This is a genomic window from Dysgonomonas sp. 25, from assembly GCF_010501075.1.
Classification (GTDB): domain Bacteria; phylum Bacteroidota; class Bacteroidia; order Bacteroidales; family Dysgonomonadaceae; genus Dysgonomonas.
The window spans coordinates 1-13,425 of record NZ_QVMN01000013.1 but is presented as its reverse complement, the minus strand read 5'-3'; the positions used below and the strand labels follow the sequence as shown (position 1 = coordinate 13,425).

The 13,425-nt window shown below is 48.5% G+C and carries 5 protein-coding genes; 3 read left to right on the top strand and 2 right to left on the bottom strand.

Annotated features, from left to right (window positions below):
- Positions 1–428: 428 nt before the first annotated feature.
- From D0T66_RS14995 to D0T66_RS14985, 3 genes are all read left to right on the top strand, one after another.
- Positions 429–1,664 carry an FISUMP domain-containing protein gene (locus D0T66_RS14995; protein WP_163358114.1) on the top strand — a complete coding sequence of 412 codons (1,236 nt, stop codon included), beginning with the start codon at positions 429–431 and terminating at the stop codon, positions 1,662–1,664.
- A 457-nt stretch (positions 1,665–2,121) separates the two neighbouring features.
- A complete protein-coding gene (locus D0T66_RS14990; RefSeq protein ID WP_163358113.1) occupies positions 2,122–4,425 on the top strand; it encodes a TonB-dependent receptor in 2,304 nt (767 codons plus the stop codon).
- A 115-nt stretch (positions 4,426–4,540) separates the two neighbouring features.
- Positions 4,541–10,159 (top strand): carboxypeptidase-like regulatory domain-containing protein, encoded by a 5,619-nt coding sequence (locus tag D0T66_RS14985; RefSeq protein WP_163358112.1) that lies wholly within the window; start codon positions 4,541–4,543, stop codon positions 10,157–10,159.
- 84 nt (positions 10,160–10,243) lie between these two features.
- Here the strand turns inward: D0T66_RS14985 and D0T66_RS14980 are convergent, their stop codons facing one another.
- Positions 10,244–11,095 carry a mechanosensitive ion channel family protein gene (locus D0T66_RS14980; RefSeq protein WP_163358154.1) on the bottom strand — a complete coding sequence of 284 codons (852 nt, stop codon included), beginning with the start codon at positions 11,093–11,095 and terminating at the stop codon, positions 10,244–10,246.
- A gap of 425 nt (positions 11,096–11,520) precedes the next feature.
- The gene (locus D0T66_RS14975) at positions 11,521–12,771 is read right to left on the bottom strand and encodes an FISUMP domain-containing protein (RefSeq protein WP_163358111.1); all 1,251 of its coding nucleotides are present in this window, start codon (positions 12,769–12,771) and stop codon (positions 11,521–11,523) included.
- Between the last annotated feature and the right edge of the window lie 654 nt (positions 12,772–13,425).

Genomic DNA, 13,425 nt, shown 5'->3' with positions numbered 1-13,425 from the left:
GATAACTTGCGAACTGCTGCATGGCTTTGCCCCTACTCGTCACTTGTAACTTGTAACTCGTCTACTAAAAAATATGCTTGTGTTAATGTCAGGGGTATTTCTGGCTGTGACAGCCGTACCTACCTCCCCCCAGCCCCCTCCACAAGAGGGGGAGCGAGGGGCAATCTTTCAGTTAACAGTTATCAGTCAACAGTCAACAATGAAATACATGTAGGGGCGAAACATCGTTCGGCGAAGCGTAGGCGAGCCAATAAATATTCGCCCGCAATATCCGACATATACGGGGCAATATTTATTGCCCCCTACAAAGCTATAACGAGAACCCTCGCTTTCGCTCAGCATGACAGTGCTAACAGCTATCAGCTAACGGCTAAAAGCTACATATCATCACATTATCTCATTATCATATTAACTAATTATTTTTTATTATGAAAAGAACAATCTTGACACAGGCTATCTTGATATTAGCCTTCTTAACAACAACAATCAGCCTACATGGGCAGGTGACTATCGGAAGCAATACACCACCACGGGTGGGGGCACTATTGGACCTGACCGAAGGTGCAACAACTACCCGCGGATTGAAAATGCCTCGCGTAGAACTAACTAACTTAAAACCCACTACTCCTGCTGAACTATCGGCATCTATCGGCGGGACAGGCAATTGGGTGCTGGCGGACCATACGGCACTGGCTGTTTATAATACCAAAGAAAGTGACCATTGCGCTGTTGAGCCTATCCACGAGGGGCTTTACGTCTTCGATGGTGAACAGTGGCAATTCCTTGGGAAGAAAGGAAGCACCTCTGCTGCTGTTTACGAAGTTATTGACCCTCGCGACAATCAGGTTTACTTAGCCCGTAACTTCGGAAGTACCGCCGGCGACTGGATGCTGGAGAACCTGCGCTATATTCCCAACAACACCGATGCCGGCTTTACGGGGTTTACCCATACGGCAGTGAATTCTTATACTGCCAAACACTGGTCTTATCCTTGGAAAGGACCAACCGGTACAGGTGGGACATACAATGCTACTCAAGCTGAGGCCGACTGGGATTCACGGGCTGGACTATTCTATAACTGGTCTGCTGCAACTAACGGCGAAAATAGCGAGATAGTAGACCAGGGTCAGGTAGCGGGTATTGTTCCCGGTGCTGATGAAGTAGAGGTCAAAAAAGAAACAATTGCAGGAGCCAAAAATGGCAAGATCCGGGGCATTTGTCCACCCAACTGGCATGTACCTACCGACCGTGAATGGAATGCATTGGAAAAGGAACTCACCGAGCATGCTTCCAGCTATTCTGCTACGGCTAACAGTACGTGGTCTTCTACATGGGAAACAGGCACAAGTACTCCGGCAGCAGGCTGGCGTGGCACTATCCATGGTGAGGCAATGAAGAGCGAGTGTGAGCTACCGGGCCATAGCTACGGCTCTCCCAACGGCAAGAGCTTCTCTACGACACAGGGTGGTTTCAACGCAGTGCTTGCGGGCCGCACCTACCTCAATAGCGTCTCCATTTACGGCAACTATGGGAGCTTCTGGTCAACGAGTGCCGTCTACGGCAGCAATGCATGGGCTCGGACCATCAGCAATGGCTACGCACAAGTGTTCCGGGGCTACTACGGTCGTGACTATTTCTATAGTGTGCGTTGCAAAAAGGATTAGCGTAAATCAGTTATCAAATAAATTATCTATACAAGGAAGTAGTCCGTGAGGGCTGTTTCCTTGTGTTCTTTGTCATCCCGGGCGGATGCGAGGGAGCTCGTTACGCTTTGCGCTGTTCAAAGTTGGGTCGGTATGCCTCGCATCCGCTCGGCATGGCAGAATCGTTCTTTTACTTTGTGCCTTTAGTGTAGAATCTTTGAGTCCTTCGCGGTTAAATAATGAAAAAGTAACCACACTAAAAAATGCACAAAAAAGATATACTTTTTGTATGTCTTTTATTCTTAAAGTGCTCATAATAAGCACAAAAAGAAAGTAGCTACTGGTATAAAAAGTGGTACAAGAAAGCGACACTTTAGAGGCTTTTTGGGGGGCAAAATCACTACATGTAGTGATTGACAGGCAGGCGAAATTGAAGTTTCTTTGCAACATAAATTTTGTAAAGATCAACTTGAATTCTATGAAGAAGCTACTTATTTGTTTGTCTGCCTCATTTTTATCGGTAGCATTGTGGGCACACGAAGGAGATGGAAATCCTGATCCTGCCAAACCGGATACACTCTATACCGAATTGAAGAACGATATTGTTATCCTTTCCACCACGAAGGAAACGAACAGCTTGAAATCGCTGCCGGCATCGGTCTCGATCTTCTCGCAAAAGAACCTCGAAGGGTTACAGGTGACCTCGTTCAAAGACCTGAGTGCCATTGTGCCCAATTATTTTGTTGCCGACTATGGCTCCAAGATGACGGCACCGCTCTATATACGGGGTATCGGGGCACGTTCGGGCTTTCAGACAGTGAGTATGTATGTCGATAATATCCCATATTTCAACACCACTTCGTTCGATAACGAACTGTATGATATACAGCGTGTTGAGGTGCTTCGCGGAACGCAGGCTACGCTTTACGGGCGCAATGCGATGGGCGGTATTATCAATATCTATACCTATTCGCCTCTTACTTATGAGGGAACAACGCTTCGTTTGGGAGGAGGTAGCCACGGGCAATTTTCGGCATCGGGTTCGCATTATCGCCGTTTGAGTAAGACGACCGGGATTTCGGTGGGAGCCTATTACAATCAGAATGACGGGTACTTCCGCAACAAGTTTGACGGTAAGAAAGTCGACGACCTGAAAGATGCCGGCGGGCGTGTGAAATTCGTCTGGCAGCCCAATACCCGTTTCTCGGCAACCCTGTCGACCAATTTCGACTATATCGATCAAGGAGCTTTCCCATATAAGGAGCTTGCAAGCGACGAAATCGACTACAACTCCGACGGTTACTACAAGCGTAAGCTCTTTACCAACGGGTTGGCGCTAAGATATGCGGGCGAAGGTTATGAGATTAACTCTACTACCGGATATCAATACCTGAACGACGAAATGAATATGGATCAGGACTATACGCCTCTTTCGGTCTTTCAGATAAACCAGCGGCAGAAAGAAAGCTCGCTCAGTCAGGAAGTTACCATCAAATCCGCTTCGGATTCGTGGTATCAATGGTCGGCAGGCGTGTTCGGCTTCTACGATTACCTGCACACCACCCCGCCCGTGTATATGATGCAGGACGGAATAAACAATATACTCAATGCCCAGATGACGGCAGTAGGTGCGCCTATCAGTTTCACCGACAGCCAGATAGATTTGGACGGTAATTATAAGCGTCCCACCTACGGAGCAGCTGTTTTTCATCAGTCTACCTTCAACGATTTGGGTGTAAAAGGGTTATCGGCAACCTTAGGCGTAAGGCTCGATTATGAAAAGACTAAGTTGAAATACAACTCATACACGACAGCGAATTTCGTGGTCGCTCCTCGTCCGCCAATCTCCTTACCTTTTACGGCAGAGCCTGTTATTAAAGGGGAAGCTTCGGACGACTATCTGGAATTCCTGCCCAAGGCAGTTTTAAAATACCAGATAGATCCCAATTCGCATGTGTATGTCTCGGCTTCGCGCGGATATAAGGCAGGAGGACACAACATACAGATGTTTGCCGATTTGTTGCAGGAAGCGCTGATTGTGAACATGTTCGACCAGATGCCTCCGGCTATGCTGCCGATGTTGCCGCCTGCCGTGCAGAATATGCTGAATGCCTTGAAGGACTTGCCGCCGACCAACGAGCGTATATCTTACAAGCCCGAATTGAGTTGGAGCTACGAGTTTGGGGGGCAGCAAAGCCTGTTCGATAACGCTTTGTCTATCAACTATTCGGCTTTCTATATGGATGTCAAAGATGTGCAGTTGACGAAGTTCGTTGCCAGCGGTGGCGGGCGTATGATTGCCAACGGAGGGAAGGCAGTGAGTAAAGGGTTCGAGGTAGGACTGAAAGCCCGCCCGTGTACAGGCTTCTTCCTGTATGGTAACTATGGCTTTGCCGATGCTAAGTTCCGCAAGTACGTGACCGACGAAGGCGACTTCTCGCACAACTATATACCGTTTGCTCCGCGCTCTACGTTCAGTGTAGGAGGGAACCTTTCTTACGATACCAAGAACTGTCCTGTAATAGACAGGGTGACGTTGGATGTCAACTACGCCGGTGTGGGCAAAGTTTATTGGGAAGAATCGAACACCATGTCGCAGGGCTTCTATGGTACACTCAATGCGCAGATAGGTTTCGAGAAAGGCATCTTCGCCCTCGAGCTTTGGGGTAAGAACGTCCTTGATAGGGAATATAACGCATTCGTATTCGAATCGAGCCGTAACTACTTCGGGCAACAAGGCAGGCCTGCCCGTTGGGGTGCTTCGGTGAAGATTAAGTTGTAGCAGGCAGCCACATTTGTGGCATAATTCTGTCTTGGGATTCGTTTTTATGGCATTTTGCTCGATTTATAACAAAAAATAACATATATTTGAGCAAAATCTATAAAAACCACCTGCTATGAATACAAACGGTCAAACACACAGGTTCGTCTTCCTTGCTGTATTGTTCTTCCTTGCTTTCCAGTTGAAAGGACAGACAATAGACTGGAAAAGTTATCCCGGAAAGACGTTCGTTTACGAGATAAGCAATAAGGAAGCCGAGAAGTTGCTCCGCAGTAAACCGCAAGACAGCCTTATGCTGAAGATGCTGCATACTCCGCTTACTTCGTACAAGAATGAGTGGGAAGACCACCCGAAGCAAGGGCACTTCATCTTTTCCGAGATACATAAGAACAGGGTGAGTTACCGCTATGCGCCTATCATGCCCTTTCAGGTGTTCCTGTTCAAAGAGTACGGTGTGCTGACATTGCAGGTAGTGGATGCCGAAGGCAATATCCGCAGCGATGCCAAAGTAAGGATTAAAGGGCGATGGAAGTTCTTCGATACAGGCGTGTACTTCGACAAGGTCAGCCAGACATACACGATAGACGACGAGTCGGAAAAGACCGATCGCTTGTTGACGGTAGAGCTGGACAAATTCATGGTTATGTTCAACTTGTCGAAATACCTTGTCAATCCGTCTTGGTACGACAATGACAACGAGGATAGCGGTCCCGACTTCTACAGCTACATGCTGACCGACAAGAATAAGTACAAACCCGGCGAGACGGTTCGCTTCAAATCGTATGCCCTGTCCGCTAAGCGGAAGCCATTGAAAGAGCCATTGCAAGTATGGCTGAATAACAAGTTGATAAAAGAGATATCGCCTTACAATCCGGGTGGATATGCCGATGAGGTCTTCCTGCACGACTCACTGAAGTTGCAGTTAGACTACTACTACGGCTACAATATTCAGCTCCGGGAGAAGAAGGGGCGGGTTGTGGGTAATACCCGGTTCAAGTACGAAGACTATGAGTTATACGATAGCCGTCTCGAAACCAAGCTGACAGCCTTCGACCACTACAACCCCGATACCAACCGTTTGGAGATTAAGGCGCTCGATACGAACGGGCTATTCTTGCAGGACATGAAAGCCGAAGTGCTGGTGACGAGGTCTTCGGTTGGAGCATCCTTTACCGACCTCTTGGTCTTGCCCGATGTATTGATGCAGAAGACAATCAATCTGGACAATGATAAGCCGACCTATATCGATATCCCTCCGTCCCTGTTTGGTGAGTCCAATTGCTCATACAACGTACAGATAAAGGCATATACCTATGACAATCAGGTCTTGACTTCGCGGAATGGAGCCACCTTCTACAAGTCGAAGTATGACATCTACCAGTCGACGCGCAACGATACCATCCGCTTCGAGTTCGAAGAACTGGGACATAAGAAGAACGTGAAAGCCAAGCTCTGGTACAACGATGATTATGAGAATCAGAAGGAGATAGAACTCCCTTACGAAGAGCCGTTTAAGCAGTCGCTATATGACTATAATATCCGTGTGGAAGAGCCATCCTGCTTCCGGTCGTTTGCCGTTTCGGCTATGCATTCAAAGCTGGATATAGCAGGAGGCATTATGACGGACTCCTTCAACGTAAAATTGGAGAACCCGCTCAAACTGGACGTTTCGTGGTATATCTATCAGGGTAATACCTTGTTAGAGAAAGGCTCAGGCAAGGAGTTCGATTTCAAATATCCGAATACGAACCTCGAACTGACTCACTATGTGGAGGTATTCTACTTCCTCGGACAGGAGCAGGAAGCCTTCCGCCGGACGTTTGTCCCTAAGACCGAATTCCTCGATGTAGACATCGACTTGCCCGAGCGCATCTATCCGGGGCAGAAGTTAGATGCTACCATCACCGTGAAGGATAATATGGGTAAACCCGTCAAGGGAGTAGACCTTACGGCTTTCGCCTTCAACAGCCAATTGGGATACTATTTGCCAGATCTGCCTTATTATGGGCCTTCGCCACGTGCACGCGAGCAACGTTCGAGCTATGGCCTCAACCAGCGGAATGCCCGCGACTTCACCATCCCGCTCAACTATCCCGAATGGAAGTATAAGGCAGGATTGGACACGATGAAGTACTATCAGTTTACCTATCCGTTGGGAAAACTGTTCAGGCACGAAGTGGCGACGCCCGATTCTACTACGCAGTTTGCCCCTTATGTGATGAAGGGTGGCGAAGCCGTTCAGATATATGCCATCGAACTGAACAGCAACCCTATCTACTTCTCGTGGACGGAGCAGGCCAAGCGATACTCGTTCGTCATACCGAATGATACAGTGAAGCAAAAGATAACCATGCGCTTGCACGACAGAGCTGTTGTGATAGACTCGGTATACTTCACCCCGCATAAGAAGACGATTCTGAGTGTCGACCTCGATTCGTTGCCTGCATATAATGCGTGGTCGGTAGGTATAGACACACGGACATCTATAGATAAAGACTATAAGCTTACCTCGGAGGAGAAGCGCGTCTACAGCTATTATATATCGCGCATCCCTGTGCAAAGGAACTATAACTTCACCTACCTCAGAGACACGGCACGCAATATTGTATACCCTGTCTTCCATAAGTGCCTGCAAAGTCCGATGTCGAGCGTATTGATAGGCCCTATCCCGGGAGGAAAGCGCTATATGCAATATTGCGACAGCACCATTTATAAGCACGAAGGAGGCTTCCGCTACGACTACGAGGACAATGTAGTCTATAAATATGCGATAGAGCCTTACCCAGATAAGCTGACCTTCAGCTCCACGACGAACTTCTATGGGCTGAATGATTTCACCCTGACCACGAAGGAGTTCAACCGGATAGTGGAAGCCTGCAAGAACGAAACCGACAACTGGCGGCCTACGAATATCCAGATCCTGCAAAGCGGATTCCATGCCAACTTCAAGTTGCCGACGCGGCAGGATACGACAGGCGTTTCGAACCTCCTGCTCCGCAATGTGGAAACGAAAAAGCTCTTGTACCCCGACCAGATAGAATACGGTCAGCGGAAGTACAGTTCCGTTCCGGCAGCGACCTACGATGCCATATTGCTCTACAACAGCGGCAACTATATCTGCTTCGACAGTGTTCCGCTTCTTTCGGGGCATTATATAGCGGTGGATATGACTAACTTGCCGTTGCAGCCGAAAGACACCCTCTCGCAGAAATGGCTGGCATTGCGCACACGGGTAGTACAACCTTATACGGCACAGCAGACATCGAACTATCAGAGTTCCTATTACAGCCAGCCGATGGTGCGACGCCCATCTTCCGCAGCCAATGCCGTGAGAGGTATTGTGAAAGATGATGAAGGCGAACCGCTTATCGGGGTGACGGTCTACATCAAAGGGACAACCTATGGGACGGTAAGCGACATCGACGGAGGATTTGAAATAGCTGTCGACGGCAACGAAGCAACCCTTGTATTCAGCTACATAGGCTATAATACCGAAGAACTGAAAGTGACTAAAGGCAGCATAATCGATGTAGTGCTGAAAGCCGATATGCAGCGACTGGACGAGGTGGTCGTAATAGGCTATGGCACTGTGAGAAAGTCTTCATTGACCGGCTCGGTTTCTTCCATATCCGTCTCTGAGGCGATAGCCACAGAAGCTGCTGCCCCGCCGGAAGTGCCGGATGACGACGAAGAGGGCGACAACGAAAACGAGGTGCAGGCGGCCGAAGATCGCCTCTATAGCGAGCTGTTGCAACTCAACGGGTTACGCAGCAACTTCTCGGATGTCGGTTTCTGGGAACCGGCTCTGGTAACGGACAAGAAAGGTAAAGCCCGGTTTACGGTTACCTTCCCCGACAATATCACCCAATGGAATACAATCGTGTATGCGATGAATCCGAAGCTGAAAACGGGAACTGCCCGCAAGCACATCAAGTCGTATAAGCCACTGATGGCAGAACTGAAGAACCCGCACTTCCTCGTAGTAGGCGATTCGAGCTACTATGCCGGAAACATCCGTAACTATACTTATGGCAAACAGGATATAGAAGGGCTTGTGACCTTCGCCATCGAAGAAGATACGGTTATGTCAAAGAGCATTCAGTTTACAACCTCGCATCAGGACAAGGTGCTGGTGACGCCTACGGTTGCCGATAGCCTGTCGGCCACTTATATGTTCCGCCGCAACGATGGATACAACGACGGCGAAAAGCGCACCATACCTGTTCTTCGTCAGGGAACGGAACTCGCCGAGGGTACACTCGACTTCCTCCGCAATGGCGACCGGAAAGAGGTAGTAGCAGCACCTGACGAGGAAATGCACATCTCCATTTCGGCTAAGCAGCTGGATGTGTATATGGAGGCAGCAAGCTATCTCCGCAACTACAAATACGACTGCAACGAGCAGCTGGCATCCAAGCTTATCGGCTTCCTCAACTACAGGCTGTATTGCCAATATGCAGACAAGAAGTTCAAGGACGACAAGCACGTCAACAGAATCATCAAACGTCTGGAAGAGAACCGCAACGAGAATAAGCTCTGGTCGTGGTGGGGACGTTCTTCCAGCACATCGTTCTGGATGTCGGCACACGTTATCCGCGCCTTGAACGAGGCCAAGAAAGCAGGTTATCAGGTTACGGTAGACCTGAGCCGCACGGCGCAGGATTATACCGATACGCAGCGATACCGCCGTGCTTCCATCTACGATATGGACATTATCAATGCCTTGTCGGATGCAGGAACGGAGCAAAAGTACGACCAGATAATAGACCTGTTCGATAAAGAGATTAAGCACCTCGAATACGTAGCCGATACACTGGCCCGATATTACAAACGCCCGAATACAACTTCTTACCTGAAAGAGAAGCTGCAACTGCTCGAGCTTCGCCAGAAGCACAACATAGGCTATACGCCCGACAGCCTGACCAAGTACCTCAAGAAGGATGTATTGGGAGCTGTTTATTGCTCCGATGGCAAGCAGCGATACTGGTATAGCGACGATATGATGACCACTGTCATAGCTTATCGCATTGCCCGCAACGATTCGACGCTGGCGCATCTGAAAGAGCCGATGCAGATGTATATCCTCGGGACGAAAGGGTCGGGTTGGAATACCTATCAGGCTTCTACGGCCACTATGGCTATCCTGCCCGATCTGATGGCTGAATCGGCATCGAAAAAGACACCTTCGTCTGTCCTGCTGTCGGGTAAGGATAACAAGCAGTTGACCGAGTTCCCTTACGAAACCACCCTGCTTCCGAACGAACGCCTGACTATCGAGAAGCAAACCGGGCTGCCGCTAATCTATTCGGCTTACAAGATGAAGTGGGTAACCGAAGAGAACAAAGGCGATGCTTTCGAGATAAGGACAAGCCTCGGTGCCGGCGATACGCTTACAGCCGGCGTGCCGGCCATATTGACCGTGACGCTGGAGGTGAAACAGAAGAATGCCGAGCATGTGATGATAGAAGTGCCTATCCCTGCGGGATGTAGCTACAACAGCAAGCGGCAGAACTACTGGTGGTCTAATCGTGAGACACACCGCGAGTCGTTCAAGGATAAGACCGTTATCTTCTGCGAAAGCCTTCCGATGGGTACTTATACGTTCCAGATAGATCTGCTTCCGCGCTATACAGGGCGTTATATACTGAATCCAGCTAAGGCCGAGATGATGTACTTCCCTGTGGTGAATGCCAATAATGACCTCAGGAGAATCGGTATAGAGGAACGAGAATAATATCAACCTCTTATAATAATCACAAGCAGGGCTTTATGGACATATCGATGTCGGTAAAGCCTTGCCTGTTTTTGCCTGGAACGCCTATTCCGAATCTTTATCTACCTTGTGGATAGTGAGTTGCGGAAAGGGAAAGTCGATGCCGACCTCGTTGAACTTCTGATACACATTCTTGTTGATGTTGAAGTACACATCCCAATAGTCCGAGCCTTTAGCCCATACGCGGACAATAATATTTACACTGCTGGCATCGAGCTGGTTAAGCTCTACAAACGGAGCGGGATCGGACATAATGCGCGTGTCAGCGGCAAGTACCTCCAGAATGGTTTTCCTTACCTTGTCGAAGTCTTCGCCATAATCGACGCCGAATATCCACTCTATTCTTCTCTTGTCCACGTTGTAGTTGTTTATATAGCCACTGCTGAGCGTCCCGTTAGGGATATAAACCGTGATATTGTCCGACGTGGTGAGGATGGTATGGAAAATCTGTATCTCCTGAACCGTTCCGCTTACACTCGAGGTGCCTATATAGTCTCCTATCTTGAATGGTTTGAAGAGCAGGATTATCAATCCTCCTGCGAAGTTGGACAGGTTACCGCTGAGTGCCATACCGATGGCTACACCGGCAGAAGCGATAAGGGCGGCAAACGAGGTTGTTTGTATACCTAATGCCCCGATAATCGAGATGATGAGCATCACGATTAATATGATATTTACGAGGCTGGCGACGAATGTCCTCACGGCAGGAGCTACATCCTTCTTGTTCAGCAACTTTTTGACTAACTTGTTGATTAGGTTGATAACAAATCGTCCGATAATAAAGATAATGAGCGCTTTGAGGATAGCCAATCCCAAATGAGTTCCTTGCTCCAATAATGTCTCCAATATTCTCTCTATTTTGGAGAGAGATACGGTTTCTATCTGTAATAAGTTCATCATATTGAATATTTTATAGTTATTTGATCGTATGATTGGAAGAATCTTTTATATCGAACGCCTTGAAGGTTGGTATTGTTCAAATTTTAAGATTTCTTCGGATTGGCATTTTTTTCTTCTTTTTTAACCTCGAAGCATTTCTTTACAGGACTGATATCCCTGTCAAATTATGTCAAAAACCTTAGTTTGCTGATTATCAATCAAAATTTAGTTAAAACTTGACACTCTTGACAAATATTACGCGATACACTGGTTTTTGTCTTGTCATTTTTCTTTATTATTTAACCGCGAAGGGCTCAAAGATTCTACACGAAGGGCACAAAGTAAAAGAACGTAGGGAAACAGTCCTCGCGGACTATCTCCCTGTATAGATAAAGTTTCTTGTAACTCGTAACTTGTAACTGCCCGAAGGGCGAAGTAACTGATTAGTCGTCTTTCTTGCAGCGGACGGAAAACAAATGGATGTGAGAGCCGACGTCACGGGCCACTCGCGCACCACTGCCGTGGACGCCCCGCTGCCACACAGTGCCGCTGTTGTAAGTGCTTGCCGTCCAAGAGTAGAAGCCGTAGCCATAATGGCTAACATCACCATTGTAGGCGAAACCCGTAAGAATTGCGTTGAAGCCACCCTGTGCCGTAGAGAAGCTCTTGCCGTTGGGAGAACCGTAGGTATGGCCCGGTAACTCACACTCGCTCTTTATAACCTCGCCATGAGTAGTGCCACGCCAGCCGTATCCCGGATTCGGATATGTGCCTGTTTCCCAAGTCGCAGGCCACGTGCTGTTAGCTGTAGCTGAATAGTCGGAAGCATGCTCGGTGAGCTCCTTTTCCAATGCATTCCATTCACGGTCGGTAGGTACATGCCAGTTGGGTGGGCAAATGCCCCGGATTTTGCCATTTTTGGCTCCTGCAATTGTTTCTTTTTTGACCTCTACTTCATTAGCACCAGGAACAGTGCCCGCTACCTGACCCTGGTCTATTGTCTCGCTGTTTTCGCCGTTAGTTGCAGCAGACCAGTTATATAATACCCCGGTCCGTGGATCCCAGTCCGCTTCGGCTTGGGTAGCATTGTAAGGCGTATTCCCAGAGCCATCCCCTTTCCAAGGATAAGACCAGTATTTAGCAGTGTAAGGACTGGGTGCGACGGCTGCCGTATGGGTAAACCCCGTAAAACCGGCATCGGTGTTGTTGGGAATATAGCGCAGGTTTTCCAGCATCCAGTCGCCGGCGGTACTTCCGAAGTTACGGGCTAAGTAAACCTGATTGTCGCGAGGGTCAATAACTTCGTAAACAGCAGCAGAGGTGCTTCCTTTCTTCCCAAGGAATTGCCACTGTTCACCATCGAAGACGTAAAGCCCCTCGTGGATAGGCTCAACAGCGCAATGGTCACTTTCTTTGGTATTATAAACAGCCAGTGCCGTATGGTCCGCCAGCACCCAATTGCCTGTCCCGCCGATAGATGCCGATAGTTCAGCAGGAGTAGTGGGTTTTAGGTTAGTTAGTTCTACGCGAGGCATTTTCAATCCGCGTGTAGTGATTGCCCCCTCAGTCAGGTCTAATAATGCTCCTGTACGAGGTTTTTCTCCACTACCTATCGTCACTTGCCCATGCAAGCCGATTGTTGTAATAAATAAGGCTAATATAACGATAGCCTGTGTCAAGATTGTTCTTTTCATGTTATAAAAGAATAAGCCACCTCCCCCTGCCCCCTCCACAAGAGGGGGTAACAGAAAAAGATGAAGTGAATAATATGTTTGATTGTATTTTAGCCCCACCAAACCTCCCCGTGGGGGAGGCTAAGAGAAGGATATATTTTCGTTTTTTGTTGAATGGTGGCGTAAACCCATTTCCTCCTTTGGGGAATAAAGGGGACCGGTTATTGTCATCCCAAGTGAATACGAGGGATCTCGTCTCGTTACTGTGTAGGGGCAGACCTGTGTGTCTGCCCGATATATCGGTTTGCGGGCGCACACGCAGGTGTGCCCCTACAGAAGTTCTATTGTTGATAGAAGAGGATGATATACTTCCCCCTTCGGGGGATTGAGGGGGCCTGCTGCTCACTGAAATATTGCCCCTTGCTCCCCCTCTTGTGGAGGGGGCTGGGGGGAGGTAGGTACGGCTGTCGCAGCCCGGAATACCCCTGACATTAACACAAGCATTCGGGCACCCCCTCCCTACCTCCCCCGCAAGGGGAGGAGATAGGAAAAGAGTGTATATTTTTACTCCCCCTCTGCTGGAGGGGGACGGGGGGAGGTGAATTTTATTAGTTGAAAATTTGGATAATCGCCCGAAAAACGTTATATTACGTGTGTGTGTGTGTGTGTGTGTGT

Bases quoted from the DNA above. Each gene is read 5' to 3' on its own strand.
- D0T66_RS14985 (WP_163358112.1), top strand. From the start codon at position 4,541: ATGAATACAAACGGTCAAACACACAGGTTCGTCTTCCTTGCTGTATTG.
- D0T66_RS14975 (WP_163358111.1), bottom strand. From the start codon at position 12,771: ATGAAAAGAACAATCTTGACACAGGCTATCGTTATATTAGCCTTATTT.
- D0T66_RS14995 (WP_163358114.1), top strand. From the start codon at position 429: ATGAAAAGAACAATCTTGACACAGGCTATCTTGATATTAGCCTTCTTA.
- D0T66_RS14980 (WP_163358154.1), bottom strand. From the start codon at position 11,095: ATGAACTTATTACAGATAGAAACCGTATCTCTCTCCAAAATAGAGAGA.
- D0T66_RS14990 (WP_163358113.1), top strand. From the start codon at position 2,122: ATGAAGAAGCTACTTATTTGTTTGTCTGCCTCATTTTTATCGGTAGCA.